The sequence below is a fragment of the Roseobacter ponti genome, assembly GCF_012932215.1.
Classification (GTDB): Bacteria; Pseudomonadota; Alphaproteobacteria; order Rhodobacterales; family Rhodobacteraceae; genus Roseobacter; species Roseobacter ponti.
Map to the genome: position 1 here is coordinate 984,376 of NZ_CP048788.1, position 19,670 is coordinate 1,004,045.

The window sequence follows — 19,670 nt, forward strand, 5'->3', positions numbered from 1 at the left end:
CCTCAGACAGGACGGATGTTACGCCCCGTGCCACTTTGCCGGCCACTCCTGCGGCACATCCCTGTACGGCTGAGCGGGTCCTGGCCGCCAATGCCGTGTCGCACGCTCTTTTTGCCGTGTTCCTTCCGGCGCTGAACCTGTGGACGCTGAGCGGTGGCACAGCCCCGGATGACCCTTACGGAAATGCCGCTGTTCCCGGCAGGCCCGGCCCTGGACAGACATGGGGTTCATCACGTGTTGTGCGGACCCCGAAGTCACGCCGGGGTGAGCTGCGTAATCGTGCCTCGCCAACGGCCCGCAAAAGGCATAGTCAGGTGTTATGGCCAGATATGTCCCCCTTGCCGAGGCGCGAACACTGCCGCTCTGGCGCAGACCCATTTCGCTGCTTTTCCTGATGGCCTTTGCCATGCCGGTTGCGTTTTACACCTGGTTTGCGCTGCTCAATAACTTCGTTGAAGAAGTCGCGGGCTTTGACGGGGCGGACATCGGCCTTTTGCATACGATCCGCGAGATCCCCGGGTTTCTGGCAGTTGGCGTCATTGCGGTCATTATCTTTGTGCGCGAACAGGTGCTGGGGCTGGCATCGCTTGTTCTTCTGGGGCTCGCCACGGCCGTCACGGCGCAGTTTCCGCAGCTCACGGGCATCCTGATGCTGACTTTCATCAGCTCGGTTGGCTTTCACTATTTCGAGACGGTCAACCAGTCGCTGCAGCTGCAGTGGCTGCCCAAAGACCGCGCGCCGCAGATCCTCGGCTGGCTGCTGGCCACCGGATCTGCCGCGACCTTCATCGTCTATTTCATCATTATGATCCTGTGGGAGCCGCTCGGGCTGACTTATAATATGGTCTTTATGGCGGGGGGTGGCATCACGGCAGCGATTGCCGTTTTCGCCATGGTGGCCTATCCGCAGTTCGAGGCGCCGCATCCGCAGATCAAACGGATGATCCTGCGCCGCCGCTACTGGCTCTATTATGCGCTGCAGTTCATGTCAGGTGCGCGCCGTCAGATCTTCATGGTCTTTGCGGGCTTTATGATGGTCGAAAAGTTCGGCTTTCAGGTGCATGAGGTCGCGGGGCTCTATCTGATTAACCTCGTGATCAACATGGCCGTGGCCCCGTTTCTGGGGGGGATTGTTGCGCGCTTTGGCGAACGTAACGCGCTGGTCTTTGAATATGCGGGTCTTGTTTGCGTTTTCCTGGCCTATGGTGGCGTTTACTTCTTTGACTGGGGGTTTCAGGTCGCGGCAGCCTTATATGTGATTGACCATATGTTCTTTGGTCTCGCCCTGGCGCTGAAAACCTATTTCCAGAAGATCGGCGATCCCGGCGACATCGCGCCCACCGCTGCCGTGGCTTTCACGATCAACCATATTGCAGCTGTCTTTCTGCCGGTGCTGCTGGGGCTTTTGTGGCTGGTCTCGCCGGGGGCTGTTTTCTTGCTCGCTGCCGGGATGGCTGCGGTCTCTCTGACGCTTGCCACGCTGATCCCCCGCCATCCTGAGAAGGGAAATGAGACGGTTTTTGCCCGTGTGGCGCCTGCGCCTGCGGAATGAGCGAAGGGCGTTTTCTGACCGGCTCCACCATGGGGCATGTGGTGCGCATGACGGCCACGGGTGCTTTCGGCATTACGTTCGTGTTTCTGGTGGATGCGGCGAACCTCTTCTGGATCGCACAGCTTGGCGATGCCCAGCTGGTGGCGGCCATCGGGTTTGCTTTTGCGATCCAGTTTTTCTCAGTTTCCTCAGGTGTCGGTCTGATGATTGCGTCGACAGCGATGATCTCGCGCAGCATCGGAGCAGGCAGGCGGGATCTGGCCCGCGAACAGGCAGGCGCAGCCGTTGTCATTGCCACGACAATACAGGCCGGCGTGGCCCTTCTGATTGTTCTCTTCCGGCACGATCTGGTGGCCATGGCTGGTGCCACGGGCGAGACCGCGGCTCTGGCTGCGCGCTATCTGGCGATCACCGTGCCTTCGCTGGTGCTGATGGCGGTGGGGCTGATCTGTTCGGGCGCGCTGCGCGCGGAAGGTCTTGGGGCCCAGGCCATGTATATCACGCTGATCTCGGGCTTTCTGCTGATGCTCACAGACCCGGTGCTGATCATCTGGCTGGGCTGGGGGCTGGATGGCGCTGCCATTGGTCTGGTACTCTTCCGTCTGGCGCTGCTCGGCATGGGTCTTTGGCTTGCCGCCGCACGCAATAATCTCATCGCACTGCCGGATCTCAGCGCCGTGCGCCGGGTGATGCCGGTCTACATGGCGATTGCCCTGCCGGCGATTGCCACGCAGATGGCCACACCTGCCGGTAATTACCTTCTCACGATTGTGATGGCGCCATTCGGGGATGATGCCGTTGCGGCCTGGGCTGTGGTCGGGCGAATGACAGTGGTGGCCTTTGGCGGGATTTTTGCGCTGGCCGGCGCGATCGGCGGCATCTTCGGACAGAACTACGGCGCGGGCCATCTCGACCGCCTGCGCAGTACCTACCGCGATGCGATCATCTTCTGTCTGCTCTATACCCTCGCGACCTGGGCGCTGCTGCTCATTGCAACGCCTTACGTCATCGAGGGCTTCGCGCTCAACGGGCAGGGCGCGGATATCGTGCGGGCCTTTACCCGGTTTGGTGTGGGGGCCTTTGTCTTCCTTGGGGCGCTCTTTGTATCCAATGCGGCGTTCAATGCGCTGGGCAGACCGCTGCGCTCGACGCTGGTGAACTGGATCAAGGAGGGCCTGCTCTCCTTGCCGGCGGCGGCCTTTCTGGCAGGCTTTTTTGGTGCTCCGGGGGTGATTTACGGTCAGGCGGCGGCCGGAGTGATCGTGGGCACGGTGTCTGCGATCTGGGGCTGGCGTTTTGTGCTGTCTCTGCGTGCTGACACGCCGGTTGCGCTTGACGCGACGCCGCCGCGGCCCTACCCGAACCCGGACCGCTACCGGAGACGCTGATGCCCACCTTTACCGCCCTGACGACGCTGCCTGGCAGGACGTCTGCCGAAAACCTCGGTGAGGCCATGGAGAACCTTTCGCCCGAACCCACCGGCATCGGCGTGTTCGAGATGGAGGATGGCTCGGGGCTCTGGGAAGTTGGTGGCTATTTTACCGAACCGCCTGATGACACGGCACTGGCGCTTCTGGCCGCAGCCTTTGGCGCGCAGCCGTTTGTGGTGTCCGAAGTGCCCGAGACCGACTGGGTCGCGCATGTGCGCCGCGAGCTGGCGCCGGTCTCTGCCGGGCGCTTTTTCGTCTATGGCAGCCATGATGCCGATAAAGTGCCGCCCGAAGCCGAGCCGCTTCTGATCGAGGCCGCCATGGCGTTCGGCACCGGGCATCACGGTACCACGCTGGGCTGCCTGCGGGCGCTTGACCGGCTGGCAGGCGAGGGGTTCGTCGGACAGAACGTGGTGGATATCGGCTGCGGCACGGCTGTGCTGGCCATGGCTGCGGCAAGGATCTGGCCCGGCACGGTTCTGGCCAGCGATATTGACCAGGTGGCCGTGGATGTGGCGCGCACCAATGCCCGCGCTAACGGCCTCGAAGACCGCATCCGCTGTGTGGAGGCCGCAGGCTTTGACGCGCCGGCTCTGAAAGAGGCCAGCCCCTTTGATCTGATCTTTGCGAATATTCTCAAAGGGCCGCTCATCGCCCTCGCGCCGGACATGTCGCGCCACCTGCAGCAGGGGGGATTCGCGATTTTGTCCGGGATTTTAAACGAACAGGCCGATGAGGTGATCTCGGTCTATTCAGCAGCCGGGATCAATCTGGTGCACCGCGAGCAGATTGTTGACTGGACAACGTTGACACTCGCCACAATTGCCCGCTGAATGCCCCAATTCGGCCTCATTTGGCCATTCCGGCTTGTTTTTTGCCCGAATATTGACAATTTTAGTCTTAATCCGGTGGGGGCCTGATTACCAGGAGAGTGGGATGTCCGATACATACGCTCAGTTTGAAAAACGGATTAACGGGGTCGCCCGCAGGCACAAAGCGCTTGCCGCCGGGTACACAGCAGAGATCACCCATGACGGGCTGATCACGCTGACGCCAAAGCCATCACGCATTTATACACGGCTTCAGATGCTGGCTGTGAGCATGGTGGCATTTTTTGTTCTCAAAGCCACTGCGATCGCCATGACAGGTCAGGCTGAATACCAGGCCCGCATTGATGTGCTGGCCGCGGGCACATCTTTTGAACAGGCCGGTGCCTGGTTCCTGCAGCCCGGCGCGATAACGTCGACCCTGGCACAGTTCCTGACAGTTTTTACCGGCTGATCCTTCAGTTTGTGAGTTTAGTAAGGTTGCCGGGCGTTCCGGCAGCTGGTTGTGTGACGGGTGTCTGCAGACACCCATGGTAAAAAAAGCCGCCCGCTCCGGTCCGGAGGGGCGGCTTTTTCGTTTTACAGAGGCGTATCGCCCCCGAAGTCACAAAAATCAGCGGATCAGTGTGTTGTCTGCAACGCTTTCGATGTCTGAGCGGCTCAGACCGATATCGTCCAGCTCGCGGTCGGTCAGACCGGAAAGAGCGTTGCGGGTGACGCGTGCGTCATTCCATGCAACCACGCCGGCAAGGGCGCTGGAGAAAAGGTTGAAGAAACGGCTGGCCAGAGTGGCGGAGCCGTAATGGGTGCGGGTGGTATCAAAAGTAGCCATTGTGCCGTCCTTTATCTGAAGTGTTAACCGGTCATGCCGGTGTGTGATAAAGGGCAGATAGGTCTTGCCTGAAATTTGAGCAAGGTGCGAAAACGCATGTTGGATATGCAGTTTTTGCATAGGTCTCATTATGCTTAACCATAAGTAAAGGCTAATAAAATCTGAATGTGAGCCGGTGTCGGAAACAGCTCGCCCGATGACGGTTTTGAACCGAATTGCGCTCCGTGGACACCGGCTGCACATTCCGTGGAGCGGAAAACGAACAGCTTGGCGGATGTTCGCCTTTCGTGCTAATGCATAAAAAACGAGATAATTCGGCAGGGCGGTGCAGATGGTGCGGGTGATCGGGATAGATCCGGGGCTGAGAAACCTCGGATGGGGCGTGATCGACGTCGCCGGCAGCCGGTTCCGCCATGTGGCCAACGGGGTCTGCCGGTCAGAAGGTGCGGCGCTGCCGGACCGCCTTTTGTCCCTGCACAGCCAGCTCACAGAGATCTTCCGCCAGTGGCTGCCCGAGGCGGCAGCCGTCGAGCAGACATTCGTCAATAAGGACGGTGCGGGCACGCTGAAACTGGGTCAGGCGCGGGGTATTGCGATGCTGGTGCCGGCACAGGCCGGGCTCAGCGTCGGGGAATACGCGCCCAACCGGATCAAAAAAACCGTCGTTGGCGTGGGCCATGCGGATAAAAAACAGGTGCTGCATATGGTGCAGATGCAGCTGCCGGGCGCGCAGATCGCGGGACCTGATGCGGCCGACGCGCTGGCCATCGCTATCTGTCATGCGCATTATGGCGGGGCCGAAATATCCGGCCGCGTCCTGAAGGTGCGCGCATGATCGGGAAAATCTCCGGGCGTATCGAATACCGGGCCACAGATCATGTGCTCATCGACGTGCGCGGTGTCGGATATCTTGTGTATTGCTCTGAGCGGACGCTCGCGGGGCTGCCCGGTGCGGGTGAGGCTGCTGCCCTTTATACCGATCTGCTGGTGCGTGAGGACGTGCTGCAGCTTTTCGGGTTCCCGACGCTGGTTGAAAAAGAATGGCACAGGTTGCTGACCTCGGTGCAGGGCGTAGGTGCCAAAGCCTCGCTTGCAATCCTGGGCACGCTGGGGCCGGACGGTGTGAGCCGGGCGATTGCCATTGGCGACTGGAACGCGGTCAAAGCGGCAAAGGGCGTGGGCCCCAAGATCGCGCAGCGCGTGGTGCTCGATCTCAAAGACAAAGCGCCCGGCGTGATGGCCATGGGCGGCACGCCGGCAGCCACGGCAGATGCCACAGACGTGGATGTGATCGAGCCTGTGGGTGCGCCGGCGGCCCGCGCGGCGCCTGCGCCGTCATCGGCCCAGGCGGAGGCGCTGTCGGCGCTGGCCAATCTGGGATATACCCCCGGCGATGCGGCCGGTGCCGTGGCGCGGGCCGCAGGCGAGGCGCCGGAGGCGGACACTCCGGCCCTCATTCGCGCAGCGCTCAAGCTCCTGGCACCGCAGAGCTGAGATGGGTGAGTTCAGATGAGCGATATTGATCCTACCGTGCGCCCCGATCCGCTGCCCGAAGACAGTGATCGTGCGCTGCGTCCGCAGATGCTGGACGAATTTGTGGGCCAGGCCGAGGCGCGGGCCAATCTGCGGGTGTTTATCCAGTCTGCCCGGCAGCGCGGCGAGGCGATGGATCACACGCTTTTTCACGGCCCGCCGGGGCTTGGCAAGACCACGCTGGCGCAGATCATGGCGCGTGAGCTTGGCGTGAATTTCCGCATGACGTCCGGGCCGGTGCTGGCGCGTGCCGGGGATCTTGCCGCGATCCTGACCAATCTCGAGGCCCGCGACGTGCTCTTTATCGACGAGATCCACCGGCTGAACCCGGTGGTCGAAGAGGTGCTCTATCCCGCGCTGGAGGATTTCGAGCTTGATCTGGTGATCGGTGAGGGGCCCGCTGCACGCACGGTGCGCATTGAGCTGCAGCCTTTCACGCTGGTGGGGGCGACGACTCGTATGGGGCTCCTGACCACGCCGCTGCGCGACCGGTTCGGCATTCCAACACGGTTGCAGTTTTACACCGAAGACGAGCTTTTCATCATCGTGGAACGCAACGCCCGCAAGCTTGGCGCACCCGCGGATGAGGGTGGCGCGCGCGAGATAGCCCGCCGGGCGCGTGGCACGCCGCGGATCGCCGGGCGGCTGTTGCGGCGGGTGGTGGATTTCGCAGTGGTCGAAGGCGACGGAAGGGTCACCAAAGAGCTGGCTGATATGGCGCTGACGCGGCTCGGCGTGGATCAGCTCGGGCTCGACGGGGCGGACCGGCGCTATCTGACGCTGATTGCAGAGAACTACGCCGGCGGGCCGGTGGGCATTGAGACGCTGGGTGCGGCGCTGAGCGAGAGCCGCGATGCGCTGGAAGAGGTGATTGAGCCCTTTTTGCTGCAACAGGGGTTCATACAGCGGACACCGCGCGGGCGGATGCTGGCGCAGAAAGCCTGGACGCATCTGGGGATGGCCGCCCCGGGGCCTGCGCCCGATCTTTTTGGCGGGCCGGGCTGATGCAGCAGGCGAGAGACAACAGCGCCGGACGAGGGAACTGATGGACGCGGACGAGGTCGAGGCACTCTTCACCCGCAGCGACGGCAGCTTTGCCTTTGCACGCTGGGGCCGGCCTGTGGCCCCGGTGATTTTCGGAGTGACAGATGAAACGCTGGCGGTCGTGAAAGGGGCGCTGGAGGCCGTCATGGTGCTGAGCGGGCACCAGATGCTGGAGACGGACCCCGAGCTTGGCAGCAATATGATGGTGTTCTTCTTTTCGGACTGGGACGAGTTGCCCCAGGTGCCGGGGCTCGACCGCCTGGTCAATGATCTGGTGCCGCTGGTGGGCCGGCTGAAAGAGCAGGAGGCCAATCAGTACCGGGTGTTTCATTTCGACGGGCAGGGCGCCATCAAAGCCTGTTTCGTGTTTTTGCGTATGGACGAACACCTCAGTGCGGTGCCGGCAGAGACCCTGGCGCTCAGCCAGGTGGTGCAGTCAGTGCTGTTGTGGTCGGATCTGGCGTTCCGTGACCGCTCGCCACTGGCCGTGTCCGGCGAAAAGACCATTCTGCGCCCTGATATTGCGGCGCTGATCCGGGCGGCTTACGATCCGGCGATCCCGTCTGCGGCAACCGATCCTGGCCTCGCGCTGCGTCTCGCCGCCCGGGTGGGACTTTTGCAATGAGCCTGCCTGAGCCTTTGAGCTTTGCCCGCGACTGGCAGGCGGCCTGGAACAGTCACGACCTCGACCGTGTTCTGGCCAGATACACCGACGATATCCGGTTCCGCTCAAGCAAGGCGCAGACGCTGGTGGGGCGGGGGCTGATTGAGGGTAAAGACGCGCTGCGCGACTACTGGCGTCAGGCGCTGGAGGCGCAGCCGACGCTGGCCTTCCGGGTGCAGGATGTATTCGGAGGGTATCAGATGATTGTCATTACCTACCTCAATCACCGCGATGTGCTGGCTGCGGAGACGCTTTATTTCAACGAGGAGGGGCTCGTTTACCGCGCCGCCGCCTCGCACCGGGATATCTGAGCCGATGCATCGTTTCGAGGTCCGGGTTTATTACGAAGACACCGACATGGCGGGCATCGTCTATTATGCCAATTATCTGCGCTTCATTGAGCGCGCGCGCAGCGACTGGGTGCGCGAGGCCGGTATCGACCAGCTGGCGATGAAGGTGCAGGGCCTCGTGTTCGCGGTGCGCCGGGTTGAGGCGGATTACCTGCTGCCTGCGGTTTTCGACGATCAGCTTGAGGTACAGACCACCATCTCGCAAATGACACCGGCGCGCATGATCATGGCGCAGAAAGTCTGGCGGGGTGATGCCCTGCTTTTTCAGGCCGACGTGACGATTGTCTGCATCGGAGCAGGTGGAAAACCGGCGCGTTTGCCAGCAGAACTCCGCTTACTGCCTGTCACGCCACCCACCTGACAGCATAGTGATAGCAATCTGTCTTGCGCTGGGTTAGGGTCCTGAGACAATGGAGCCGGAAAACCGGCCCACGGCGGTATTGAGCAAAGAGCAGGCATATGGAAGCAGAGACGCTGGCACTGGCGCATGAGATTGATTTCTCATTTTTCGGGCTGTTCGCCCGTGCGACCCTCATCGTAAAAATCGTGATGATCATGCTGATCGTGGCCTCGTTCTGGTCCTGGTCCATCATTGTCATCAAACTGATCCAGTACCGGCGCGCGCGCGCCGAGGCTGCGGTTTTCGATCAGGCCTTCTGGTCGGGCGAACCACTGGATTCGCTCTTTGAGCAGACCGGGCCTGCCCCCTCAGGCAGTGCGGAGAAGATATTTGCCGCCGGCATGACCGAATGGCAGCGCTCGCACCGTGATGACGGCGGGCTGATTGCCGGGGCCACCGCGCGCATCGACCGTTCGATGGATGTGGCGATAAACAAAGAGGCAGAATATCTGCGCAACGGGCTGACCGTGCTGGCAACGGTAGGCTCCTCGGCACCTTTTATCGGGCTTTTCGGCACGGTAATCGGCATTATGAACGCCTTTATCGAGATTGCCGAGCAGCAGAACACAAACCTTGCGGTTGTGGCACCCGGTATTGCAGAGGCGCTTCTGGCCACCGGTCTGGGTCTTCTGGCCGCGATCCCGGCGGTAATATTCTATAACAAGCTGAGTTCGGATGCCGATCATATCCTCGGGGGCTACGAATCCTTTGCGGATGAGTTTGCCACCATCCTCAGCCGCCAGCTGGACAGCTGAGCGATGGGTGCCGGTGTCATGCAAAAGCAGGGCGGGGCCACCAAACGGCGCCGCCGCACCTCGCGGGCGCAGCCGATGGCCGAGATCAACGTCACGCCCTTTGTCGATGTGATGCTGGTGCTGCTCATTATCTTTATGGTGGCAGCACCGCTGCTCACAGTGGGGGTGCCGGTGGAGCTGCCGAAAACGGCGGCCGGGGCGCTGCCGACGGATCAGGAAGAGCCGCTGACGGTAACCATTCTGGCGGATGGCAGCATTCAGATCCAGACCACTGAGACTGCGGGCAATGAGCTCGTCCCGAAGCTGCGGGCGATTGCGGCAGAACGTACCTCTGACCGGGTATTCCTGCGTGCGGACGGCGCTGTGCCGTATCTGCGGGTGATGGAGGTCATGGGCGCTCTGAATGCCGGCGGGTTCTCCAACATCGGTCTGGTGACCGATATCGGCGGGCCGACGCTTGACGGCACCGACGCGCCCGGCGGTACGGGGCAGTAGGGCGCGGCGGTGCATACCGGCCATTACATATCGGGTGCGGGGCATCTGGTCCTGCTGGGCTGGCTGGCCTTTGGCGACGTGTTTGCGGCTGAGCCTCTGCCCTTTGAGATGTCTGAGGTCTCCGTGATCTCGGGCGATGAGTATGCGGCGATGGTGGCGGCAGCCCGGTCGCCGCAATCGGTCACGGAAGTTGCCCAGCCTGCGAGCCCGGAGGTCACGCCCGATGCGCCGGAAGTATCCTCGGCACCAGATGAACAGACCGAGACGACCCCTCCCGCCCCGGCAGAGACGCCGAGCGAGGAAACACCCCCTGATGTCACCCAGATCACGCCGCCGCCACCGCAGGCCGATGTGAGCGACCAGGCGCCTGAACTGCCACAGCCCCCGGCGGATGTGGCCGTCGATGTGCCGCAGATCAGCGATACCGCCGTGCCCGAAGCGGTGGACCGCGTGGCACCGGAGGCGGTTGCACAACCAGACCCCGAAGCGATCCCCGATCCGGTGGAGCAGGAAGCCGTGGCTCAGGATGAAACCGGCGCGCAGGAACAGGAGCCCGCAGAGGCCACCGCCCCCGAGGCGGCCGCGACCGAGATCGTAACGGAGGCCGAAAAACCGGCCAGCACGCTGACAACCAGCCCGCGTCCGCCGGCCCGACCCAAGGCGCCGGCACCGCAGACGGTGGCGCAGCGCGCGCCCGATGCAACACCCGCGCCGGCACAGCCTGCCGAAACACCGGGACCCGCCTCCGATGCGCTGAATGATGCGCTTGCAGAAGCACTGGAGACGCCGTCTTCTGCGCCATCCGTGCCCAGCGGCCCGCCGCTGACCGCAGGTGAAAAGGAAACCCTGCGCGTGGCCGTATCCAACTGCTGGAACGTCGGATCACTTTCGACTGATGCGCTGCGGACAACAGTTGTGGTCATCGTATCCATGACGCAGGATGGGAAACCGGTGACAGGCTCGATTGCAATGGCCTCCAGTTCCGGCGGGTCGGATACTGCCGCGCGCCAGGCTTTTGAGGCGGCACGCCGGGCGATTATTCGCTGCGGGGCCTCCGGCTTTGATCTGCCGGCTGAGAAATACGGCCAGTGGCAGGAAATTGAAATGACGTTCAATCCTGAAAGGATGCGTGTCAAATGAGACTTCAGGCATTTTTCACCGGGCTTGCGATGGCGCTGAGCCTGGTTGCGGCCCCGCCGGTGCCGGCACAGGACGGCCCGCTGCGCATTGAGATCACCGAGGGGGTAATTGAGCCGCTGCCCTTTGCCCTGCCGGTCTTTGAGGCTGAAACCGCCGGCGCCGGAGATCTGGCCGCACAGATCAGCCAGGTGGTCTCTGCCGATCTTATCGGCACCGGGCTTTTCCGCGAAATCCCGGCCTCGGCCTTCATCAGTAATGTCAGCAGTTTTGCAGCACCGGTGCAGTACGCGGACTGGAAAGCGATCAACGCTCAGGCGCTGATCACCGGGGCGGCTGCGGTGAACGGCGGGCAGCTGACCGTGAAATTCCGGCTTTATGATGTGTTCTCCGGGGCCGAGATGGGCTCGGGCCTGCAGTTCTCCGGCACGCCCGAGGGCTGGCGGCGTATGGCACATAAAGTGGCCGATGCGGTTTACAGCCGGATCACCGGCGAAGGCGCCTATTTCGACAGCCGCGTGGCCTATGTGGCTGAAACCGGACCCAAGGATGCCCGGCGTAAACGGATCGGCATCATGGATTATGATGGCGCCAATGTGCAGTATCTCACGGGCGACGAGTCCATTGTGCTCGCGCCGCGGTTCTCGCCCGACGGGCGCAGCATCCTCTATACAAGCTATGAGACAGGGTATCCGCGCATCTATCTGCTCGACGTGGCGTCGGTACAGCGCCGGGCGCTGGAAAGCCAGGAAGGCACGATGAGCTTTGCGCCGCGCTTTGCCCCTGACGGGCAGCGCATCGTCTTTTCGCTGAGCCAGGGCGGCAATACTGATATCTACGCGCTCAATCTGAGTGGTGGCGCGCCGGTGCGCCTGACCTCCGCGCCGTCAATTGAGACAGCGCCAAGTTTCTCACCCGATGGCAGCCGGATCGTTTTTGAGAGCGATCGTTCGGGCTCCCAGCAGCTTTACATCATGCCATCGACAGGTGGCGAGGCGACGCGCATTTCCTTCGGCCCCGGACGCTACGGCACACCGGTCTGGTCACCGCGCGGCGATCTCATTGCCTTCACCAAGCAGAACGGCGGGCGGTTTCACATCGGGGTGATGCGCACGGATGGCGGTGAAGAGCGGCTTCTGACGGCGTCCTTCCTTGATGAGGGGCCGACCTGGGCGCCCAACGGCCGGGTGATCATGTTTACCCGCGAAACCCAGGGCGAGGGTGGGCGGTCATCGCTTTACTCGGTTGATATCACCGGTCGGAACCTGCGTCCTGTGCGCACTCCGGAGGGTGGATCTGACCCGTCCTGGTCGCCGCTGCTGGAATAAAACGATGCGCGGCGCCCCGTTCCCATGACGGTGGTGCTGTGCTAGAAGCTGAGACAATAATAAGAGCAATCAGAGCTGAGAGACACAGAGCATGAAACTGACAACAAAAATCTTTCTTCTGGTGGCCGGCCTTGCGCTGGCAGCCTGTACAAATCCTGACCGCTTCGGTGCAGACGGCGCCGGCGGAGCGGGCGGTATCGGTGGTCCGCTGGTGCCCGGCAGCGCCAATGACCCGACCTCTACGGCATACTTCAACCAGACCGTGGGCGACCGCGTCCTGTTTGCCGTGGATCAGTCCGACGTCACCTCTGAGGGTCAGGTCACCCTGGACGGGCAGGCGCAGTGGTTGCTGACCAACACCGATTACACCGCCGTTATCGAAGGTCACGCAGACGAGCAGGGCACCCGGGAATATAACGTCGCTCTGGGCGCGCGCCGCGCCAATGCCGTGCGTGAATACCTGATCTCCCGCGGGGTCGCGGGCAACCGGCTGCGCACCGTCAGCTATGGTAAAGAGCGCCCCATCGAGATCTGCAGCAACGAGGCCTGCTATGCCAAGAACCGCCGCGCGGTTACGGTGCTGGCCGCCGGTCTGACGGGGTAATCTCATGCGCCTGATCGCCACCCTTTTCGTGTCAGTTGCTCTGCTGGTCCCGGCCGCAGAGGCGCAGGACCGCGACCAGACCCTTGCGGATATCCGCCAGGAGCTGAACGTTCTTTACGTGGACATGCAGAGGCTGCGGCGCGAGCTTTCCACAACCGGCGCGCCAACCGTTCAGAATGGCGGCGGATCGGTGCTTGAAAGGGTCGCGGCGATCGAATCCGAACTGCAGCGCCTGACCTCTAAAACCGAAGAGATCGAGTTTCGCATCAACCGGATTGTCGAGGACGGCACCAACCGGATCGGGGATCTTGAATTCCGGCTTGTCGAACTGGAAGGCGGCGATATCGGCAGCCTTGGTGAAACCACAACACTTGGCGGGGACAGCGGTGCACCGCAGGGCGGGAACGCCGCACCCGTCACAGGCGGCGGTGCTGCGCCGGTGGTTGATCCCGGCACGGGCATGCAGCTTGCCGTTGGCGAAGAGGATGATTTCAAGCGGGCGCAGCAGTCTCTGGCCAACGAAGACTACCGTACGGCGGCCGATCAGTTTGCCAGCTTCAAAGATACCTATCCGGGCAGCCCTCTGGCCGCCGGTGCCGGGCTCGGTCGCGGTGAAGCGCTCGAAAAAACCGGTGATGTGAAAGAAGCCGCCCGGGCCTATCTTGACGGCTTCAGCGCGGACCCCACCGGTCCTGTTGCGGCTGAGGCGCTTTTCCGGCTTGGGCGGTCACTGGGCGCTCTTGGACAGACCAGTGAGGCCTGCCTCACGCTGCGCGAGGTCGAAGCCCGCTTTCCCGGAAACCCGTCTGTGTCCGAGGCGCAGGCTGAGATGGCTGCACTGAACTGCGGCTAAGCCATGTCCGCTGAGCTTATCAGCGCGGTACGGGATCATTTACCGACCGCACTGCCCGGCAGGCTTGGGGTGGCGGTATCAGGCGGCAGCGACTCACTCGCTTTGCTGTCCCTTCTGCAGGAGATTTGCGCCGGCACAGCGACAACGCTTTTGGCTGTGACTGTGGATCACGGGTTGCGGCCCGGGGCAGCCCGCGAAGCCGCAGGTGTGGCGAGGCACTGCGCGCAGCTGAAAATCGCACATGAAACCCTTGTCTGGTCCGGGTGGGACGGCCAGGGCAACACACAGGACGCTGCCCGTCGCGCACGCTATGGCCTGATTGCGGGTTGGGCGCAGAAAGAAAATATTCCTGCGGTGGCACTCGGGCATACACTGAACGATCAGGCGGAAACCGTCCTGATGCGGCTCGCACGGGGTGCAGGTGTCGACGGGCTGTCGGCGATGTCGGTGCGGCGTGAAGCGCACGGGGTGGCCTGGCTGCGGCCCTTGCTCGGCACCGGGCGGGACAGGCTCCGAGAATACCTGTCGGCCAAAGGCATCGTCTGGTCAGACGATCCCTCGAACGATGATGACCGCTATGACCGCATCCGGGCGCGTCGTGCGCTGGAGGTGCTGTCTCCGCTGGGACTTGATCCGCAGGTGCTCTGCGCGGTTGCGGACAACATGCGCAGCACCCGCGATGCGCTGGACCGGCACCTGATCGAAAAAGCGCACGACATCGTGACTGTCACTGCCGGTGCGGTCTGCATTGACCGTGCGGGGCTGGTGTCTTTGCCGGAGGAGACCCGGCGGCGTCTGCTCTCAGGTGTGCTGCGCTGGATCGGTGGTGCGGCATATGCGCCGCGTGCGTCTGCTGTCGCGGCCTTTGCGCAGGCGCTTGAAGAAGAGGCGAGTGCCACACTGGCGGGCTGTCATGCGCGCCGGGTGAAAGAGACGGTGTGGATCTTCCGTGAATTCCGCGCAGTGGCTGGTCTGGAGACTTCGCACGATGCCGCATGGGATGATCGCTGGCGGCTCAGCGGGCCGGTTCCGCCCGAGGGGGCAACACTCCGGGCGCTTGGCGATGCGGGCCTGAAAGACTGCCCCGACCGGCGCGCCGCCGGACTGCCGCGCGACCTGCAGCGTGCGTCGCCCGGGCTGTGGCTGGGCGAGAGGCTTCTTTGCGCGCCGCAGGCCGGTCTTCAGGCAGACTGGCAGATCCGTGCAGAAGGCACGCGGGATGCCTTCTTTGCCGCACTTTTATCGCATTGAAGATGTTGGATGAGTGTCTATCTTATCGACAACAAGATATGATAGAGATGCGCAAACAGCGCAGTAATCAGGAGAATTTCCTTGGGTAACGCACGTAATATCGCCTTTTGGGTCGTATTGTTTCTGCTGATACTGGCATTGTTCAATCTGTTCAGTGGCTCAGGCAGTACACTGCAAAGCCGCGAGATCAGTTATTCCGAATTCGTCAACGCCGTCGAATCGGGCCAGGTCAGCAATGTCACCCTTGACGGAGAACAGGTTCGCTTCCGCCAGTCGGATGGTTCCGATTATGTGGCGATCCTGCCGTCGGATGCGGAAATCACGTCGCTTCTCATCGAAAACAACGTGCCGGTACGCGCGGAACAGCAACAGCAGTCAGGTTTCCAGACCTTTCTGATGTCTCTTCTGCCCTTCCTGCTGCTCATCGGTGTGTGGATTTATTTCATGAATCGTATGCAGGGCGGCGGCAAAGGCGGCGCAATGGGCTTTGGTAAATCCAAAGCCAAGATGCTCACCGAGAAACATGGTCGCGTGACCTTTGACGACGTGGCCGGCATTGATGAAGCCAAAGAAGAGCTTGAGGAAATCGTTGAATTCCTGCGCAATCCGCAGAAATTCAGTCGTCTGGGTGGCAAAATCCCCAAAGGCGCATTGCTTGAGGGCCCTCCGGGTACCGGTAAAACACTGCTGGCGCGTGCGATTGCGGGCGAGGCGGGTGTGCCCTTCTTCACCATCTCCGGCTCTGACTTCGTCGAAATGTTCGTGGGCGTGGGTGCATCCCGTGTGCGCGATATGTTCGAGCAGGCCAAGAAAAACGCGCCCTGTATCGTGTTCATCGACGAGATCGACGCGGTCGGTCGTCACCGTGGCGCCGGCTATGGCGGCGGCAATGACGAGCGTGAACAGACGCTCAACCAGCTGCTCGTTGAGATGGACGGCTTTGAGGCCAATGAGGGCGTAATCATTATCGCCGCGACCAACCGAAAAGACGTGCTGGACCCTGCGCTCCTGCGTCCGGGCCGCTTTGACCGTCAGGTCACGGTCGGTAATCCGGACATTAAAGGTCGCGAGAAAATCCTCGGCGTGCATGCCCGCAAGACACCGCTGGGCCCTGACGTCGATCTGCGCATCATTGCGCGCGGCACGCCCGGTTTCTCCGGTGCGGATCTGGCCAACCTCGTGAACGAGGCGGCCCTCGGCGCGGCGCGCGTCGGCCGGCGGTTTGTGTCGATGATTGATTTCGAGAACGCCAAGGACAAGATCATGATGGGTGCGGAACGTCGCTCCATGGTCATGACCGATGCGCAAAAAGAGATGACCGCCTATCACGAGGCCGGTCACGCACTGGTGGGCATCAAGCTGCCGAAATGCGACCCGGTCTATAAGGCGACGATCATCCCGCGTGGTGGTGCGCTGGGTATGGTGATGAGCCTGCCGGAAATGGATCGTCTGAATATGTTCAAGGACGAATGTCACCAGCGTCTCGCCATGACAATGGCCGGCAAGGCGGCAGAAATCCACAAATACGGACCGGAGGCTGTGTCGAACGGCCCTGCGGGCGACATCATGCAGGCTTCGGGCCTTGCCCGTGCCATGGTGCTGCGCTGGGGTATGTCGGATAAAGTCGGCAACATCGACTACTCCGAAGCGGCCGAAGGATACTCCGGGAACACGGCCGGTTTCTCGGTTTCAGCGAATACCAAGGAGCTGATTGAGGAAGAGGTTCAGCGCTTTATCCAGGATGGTTATGAGTGGGCGCTGAAGATCATTCAGGAGAACGAGAAAGAATTCGAACGCCTTGCTCAGGGTCTGCTCGAGTATGAAACGCTCACCGGTGAAGAAATCAAACGTGTGATGAATGGCGAGCCACCCGTGCCACCGTCTGACGAAGCCGACAAACCGGACAGTGGCTCAGCACCGAGCGTGACAGGCATTCCAAAAGCCAAGGTAAAGGGCAAAAAGGCGCCACCCTCCGATGATGGTATGGAACCTGAACCGTCGGCCTGATTGCATGGCGCGCTGAAACGGAAAATAATGACAGGCCCCGCTCCGGCGGGGTCTTTTCTTTTGCGGCGGTTTCCCGGCAGAGTGGGGCAGATACCTGACCCGGAGATGTGCCCATGCCTGCCCTGAAACCTACCGGAATTACCGGCACCGTGACCTGGCTTGGCCGCGTCACGGATCAGGAAACCGACCTGCGCTCTGAAACTCTGAACGACGCCCGGCTCAGCTTTGCCGGTCTTGAGGGTGAGATGCATGGCGGTCTGACGCGGCCTTCCTGCTCACGCATGCTCTCGCAGTACCCGCGCGGCACCGAGATCCGGAATGTGCGGCAGCTGACCATCCTGTCACGCGAAGAGCTTGACCTTATTGCGGCGGAGATGGGGGCCGATGGGCTTGACCCGATGCTGCTGGGTGCGTCGATGGTAATCGAGGGGATCCCGGATTTCACCCATGTCCCGCCATCCTCGCGGTTGCAGCTGCCCGATGGCGCCTGTCTGACGGTAGATATGGAGAACCGGCCCTGCACTTATCTCGCGCGCGATATTTCCAAAGACCACCCTGATCTCGGGCCCCGGTTCAAACCGGCGGCTGAAAACCGGCGCGGGGTGACCGCCTGGGTCGAGCGCGAGGGGCAGGTCGCCCTTGGCGACACCATCACGCTGCACGTTCCCGACCAGCCTGTCTGGGCTCATCTGGAGAGCGCGCGCGGCTGATGTTCGTTTCCGAAAAGAAACGCCCGCAGCCTTTCCCGCCGCTCACAGTGGTGGAAATGTCGGAATTGCCCCCACCATAGCGGCCCCGTCCCCTGTATGCAGGGGCAACAACACCGCCCGTTGCGGGCACTCTCAGGGGATTCTCTCATGGCCTATAAATCAGACATCGAAATCGCGCGCGCCGCTTCCAAGAAACCGATCCAGGAGATCGGTGCGAAGCTGGGTATTTCCAGCGACGATCTGCTGCCCTACGGCCATGACAAAGCAAAGGTGAGCCAGAAGTTCATCAACTCCGTGCAGGGCAACAGCGACGGCAAGCTGATCCTGGTGACGGCGATCAACCCGACACCCGCGGGTGAGGGTAAGACCACCACCACCGTTGGTCTGGGCGACGGTCTCAACCGGATCGGCAAAAAAGCAGCTGTCTGTATCCGTGAAGCCTCGCTGGGTCCGAACTTCGGAATGAAGGGCGGCGCTGCGGGCGGTGGCTATGCCCAGATCGTGCCGATGGAAGAGATGAACCTGCACTTTACCGGAGATTTCCACGCGATCACCTCGGCGCATTCGCTGCTTTCTGCGATGATCGACAACCATATCTACTGGGGCAATGAGCTTGAGATCGACACCCGCCGCGTCGTCTGGCGCCGCGTGGTGGATATGAACGACCGCGCGCTGCGCCAGATCACAGCCTCGCTGGGCGGTGTTGCCAACGGTTTCCCGCGTGAAGCGGGCTTTGACATCACTGTGGCCTCCGAGGTGATGGCGATCCTGTGCCTTTCCAAAGATCTCACTGATCTGCAAAAACGTCTCGGTGACATGATCGTGGCTTACCGTCGTGATCGCACGCCGGTTTTCGCCCGCGACATCAAAGCCGATGGTGCGATGACCGTGCTGCTGAAAGACGCGATGCAGCCGAACCTCGTGCAGACGCTTGAGAACAACCCGGCCTTTGTGCACGGCGGTCCCTTCGCCAATATCGCGCACGGATGCAACTCGGTGATTGCGACGACAACGGCGCTGAAACTGGCGGATTATGTGGTGACCGAAGCAGGCTTCGGTGCGGACCTCGGCGCTGAGAAGTTCCTCAACATCAAATGCCGCAAGGCCGGTCTCTCGCCCTCCTGTGTGGTCGTCGTAGCCACCGTGCGGGCTATGAAAATGAACGGCGGCGTGGCGAAGGCTGATCTCGGTGCGGAGAACGTCGACGCGGTGAAGAACGGCTGCGCCAACCTGGGCCGGCATATTGAGAACGTAAAATCCTTTGGCGTGCCGGTGGTTGTTGCGATCAACCACTTTGTCACCGACACCGATGCCGAAGTGCAGGCGGTCAAAGACTACGTCGCAAGCCAGGGCTCCGAGGCCGTGCTCTCGCGTCACTGGGAGCTGGGCTCGGAAGGCTCGGCTGATCTTGCGGCCAAAGTCGTTGAAACCATCGAAAAGGGTGAAGCGAAGTTTGCGCCGATTTACCCCGATGAGATGAGCCTTGCCGACAAGATCAACTCGATCGCCACAAAGATTTACCGGGCGGATGCAGCGCAGATGGATCAGAAGATCCTCAGCCAGCTCAAAGACTGGGAAGATCAGGGTTATGGCAATCTGCCGGTCTGTATGGCCAAAACGCAGTACAGCTTCACCACCGATCCCACACGGCGCGGCGCGCCCGAAGGATTCGACATTCCGGTGCGTGAAGTCCGCCTGAGTGCCGGCGCCGGTTTTGTCGTCGCAATCTGTGGAGAGATCATGACGATGCCGGGCCTGCCGCGGGTGCCGTCGGCCGAGAGCATCCGCCTGAATGCGGATGGCGATGTTGAAGGTCTTTTCTGATCGGTTTTTGTCACGACACAGTGTTCGGAGGGCAGGGCCGCTTGCCCTCCGGCAGATCCACCCGCAAGCTGGCT

21 protein-coding genes are annotated in these 19,670 nt (G+C 61.9%); 20 read left to right on the forward strand and 1 reads right to left on the reverse strand.

Going from position 1 to position 19,670, the window contains the following annotated elements; translation table 11 throughout:
• Positions 1 to 319 precede the first annotated feature (319 nt).
• The 4 genes from G3256_RS04820 (at position 320) to G3256_RS04835 (ending at position 4,263) form a co-directional block, all read left to right on the forward strand.
• Positions 320 to 1,552 (forward strand): MFS transporter, encoded by a 1,233-nt coding sequence (locus G3256_RS04820; protein WP_169639741.1) that lies wholly within the window; start codon positions 320 to 322, stop codon positions 1,550 to 1,552.
• Positions 1,549 to 2,940, forward strand: coding sequence for an MATE family efflux transporter (locus G3256_RS04825; protein WP_246227785.1), 1,392 nt, complete (start codon positions 1,549 to 1,551; stop codon positions 2,938 to 2,940). The genes G3256_RS04820 and G3256_RS04825 overlap by 4 nt, the downstream gene beginning before the upstream one ends.
• A complete protein-coding gene (locus G3256_RS04830) occupies positions 2,940 to 3,815 on the forward strand; it encodes a 50S ribosomal protein L11 methyltransferase (protein WP_169639742.1) in 876 nt (291 codons plus the stop codon). The genes G3256_RS04825 and G3256_RS04830 overlap by 1 nt, the downstream gene beginning before the upstream one ends.
• A 103-nt stretch (positions 3,816 to 3,918) precedes the next feature.
• On the forward strand, positions 3,919 to 4,263 hold the full coding sequence (locus G3256_RS04835) for a hypothetical protein (protein ID WP_169639743.1): 345 nt from the start codon (positions 3,919 to 3,921) through the stop codon (positions 4,261 to 4,263).
• Between the two features lie 159 nt (positions 4,264 to 4,422).
• On the opposite strand, the gene G3256_RS04840 is transcribed toward G3256_RS04835, so the two are convergent.
• Positions 4,423 to 4,641 (reverse strand): DUF1127 domain-containing protein, encoded by a 219-nt coding sequence (locus G3256_RS04840; protein WP_169639744.1) that lies wholly within the window; start codon positions 4,639 to 4,641, stop codon positions 4,423 to 4,425.
• A 331-nt stretch (positions 4,642 to 4,972) separates the two neighbouring features.
• Between G3256_RS04840 and ruvC the strand changes: the two genes are divergently transcribed.
• The 16 genes from ruvC (at position 4,973) to G3256_RS04920 (ending at position 19,596) form a co-directional block, all read left to right on the forward strand.
• Complete coding sequence (ruvC, locus tag G3256_RS04845) at positions 4,973 to 5,476, forward strand: crossover junction endodeoxyribonuclease RuvC (RefSeq protein WP_169639745.1); 504 nt, start codon at positions 4,973 to 4,975, stop codon at positions 5,474 to 5,476.
• On the forward strand, positions 5,473 to 6,135 hold the full coding sequence (gene ruvA, locus G3256_RS04850) for a Holliday junction branch migration protein RuvA (protein ID WP_169639746.1): 663 nt from the start codon (positions 5,473 to 5,475) through the stop codon (positions 6,133 to 6,135). Before ruvC ends, ruvA begins: the two co-directional genes overlap by 4 nt.
• Positions 6,136 to 6,150: 15 nt before the next feature.
• Positions 6,151 to 7,179 carry a Holliday junction branch migration DNA helicase RuvB gene (gene ruvB / locus G3256_RS04855; RefSeq protein ID WP_169639747.1) on the forward strand — a complete coding sequence of 343 codons (1,029 nt, stop codon included), beginning with the start codon at positions 6,151 to 6,153 and terminating at the stop codon, positions 7,177 to 7,179.
• A gap of 40 nt (positions 7,180 to 7,219) precedes the next feature.
• Complete coding sequence (locus G3256_RS04860) at positions 7,220 to 7,843, forward strand: hypothetical protein (RefSeq protein ID WP_206040795.1); 624 nt, start codon at positions 7,220 to 7,222, stop codon at positions 7,841 to 7,843.
• Positions 7,840 to 8,193: a YybH family protein gene (locus G3256_RS04865; protein WP_169639748.1), complete on the forward strand. Its 354-nt coding sequence runs from the start codon at positions 7,840 to 7,842 to the stop codon at positions 8,191 to 8,193. The genes G3256_RS04860 and G3256_RS04865 overlap by 4 nt, the downstream gene beginning before the upstream one ends.
• Positions 8,194 to 8,197: 4 nt before the next feature.
• A complete protein-coding gene (gene ybgC, locus G3256_RS04870; protein ID WP_169639749.1) occupies positions 8,198 to 8,593 on the forward strand; it encodes a tol-pal system-associated acyl-CoA thioesterase in 396 nt (131 codons plus the stop codon).
• Positions 8,594 to 8,691: 98 nt separating this feature from the next.
• Complete coding sequence (tolQ, locus tag G3256_RS04875) at positions 8,692 to 9,387, forward strand: protein TolQ (protein WP_169639750.1); 696 nt, start codon at positions 8,692 to 8,694, stop codon at positions 9,385 to 9,387.
• Positions 9,388 to 9,390: 3 nt separating this feature from the next.
• Positions 9,391 to 9,882 carry a protein TolR gene (gene tolR, locus G3256_RS04880; RefSeq protein WP_169639751.1) on the forward strand — a complete coding sequence of 164 codons (492 nt, stop codon included), beginning with the start codon at positions 9,391 to 9,393 and terminating at the stop codon, positions 9,880 to 9,882.
• A 9-nt stretch (positions 9,883 to 9,891) separates the two neighbouring features.
• A complete protein-coding gene (locus G3256_RS04885; RefSeq protein ID WP_169639752.1) occupies positions 9,892 to 11,022 on the forward strand; it encodes an energy transducer TonB in 1,131 nt (376 codons plus the stop codon).
• Positions 11,019 to 12,347: a Tol-Pal system beta propeller repeat protein TolB gene (tolB, locus tag G3256_RS04890; protein ID WP_169639753.1), complete on the forward strand. Its 1,329-nt coding sequence runs from the start codon at positions 11,019 to 11,021 to the stop codon at positions 12,345 to 12,347. The genes G3256_RS04885 and tolB overlap by 4 nt, the downstream gene beginning before the upstream one ends.
• A 91-nt stretch (positions 12,348 to 12,438) precedes the next feature.
• Complete coding sequence (gene pal / locus G3256_RS04895) at positions 12,439 to 12,951, forward strand: peptidoglycan-associated lipoprotein Pal (RefSeq protein WP_169639754.1); 513 nt, start codon at positions 12,439 to 12,441, stop codon at positions 12,949 to 12,951.
• A 4-nt stretch (positions 12,952 to 12,955) separates the two neighbouring features.
• Positions 12,956 to 13,804 carry a tol-pal system protein YbgF gene (ybgF, locus tag G3256_RS04900; RefSeq protein ID WP_169639755.1) on the forward strand — a complete coding sequence of 283 codons (849 nt, stop codon included), beginning with the start codon at positions 12,956 to 12,958 and terminating at the stop codon, positions 13,802 to 13,804.
• 3 nt (positions 13,805 to 13,807) lie between these two features.
• The gene (tilS, locus tag G3256_RS04905; RefSeq protein ID WP_169639756.1) at positions 13,808 to 15,055 is read left to right on the forward strand and encodes a tRNA lysidine(34) synthetase TilS; all 1,248 of its coding nucleotides are present in this window, start codon (positions 13,808 to 13,810) and stop codon (positions 15,053 to 15,055) included.
• A gap of 81 nt (positions 15,056 to 15,136) precedes the next feature.
• A complete protein-coding gene (ftsH, locus tag G3256_RS04910) occupies positions 15,137 to 17,062 on the forward strand; it encodes an ATP-dependent zinc metalloprotease FtsH (RefSeq protein ID WP_169639757.1) in 1,926 nt (641 codons plus the stop codon).
• Positions 17,063 to 17,175: 113 nt separating this feature from the next.
• Positions 17,176 to 17,772: an MOSC domain-containing protein gene (locus G3256_RS04915; RefSeq protein WP_169639758.1), complete on the forward strand. Its 597-nt coding sequence runs from the start codon at positions 17,176 to 17,178 to the stop codon at positions 17,770 to 17,772.
• A gap of 147 nt (positions 17,773 to 17,919) precedes the next feature.
• The gene (locus G3256_RS04920) at positions 17,920 to 19,596 is read left to right on the forward strand and encodes a formate--tetrahydrofolate ligase (RefSeq protein ID WP_169639759.1); all 1,677 of its coding nucleotides are present in this window, start codon (positions 17,920 to 17,922) and stop codon (positions 19,594 to 19,596) included.
• Positions 19,597 to 19,670 lie beyond the last annotated feature (74 nt).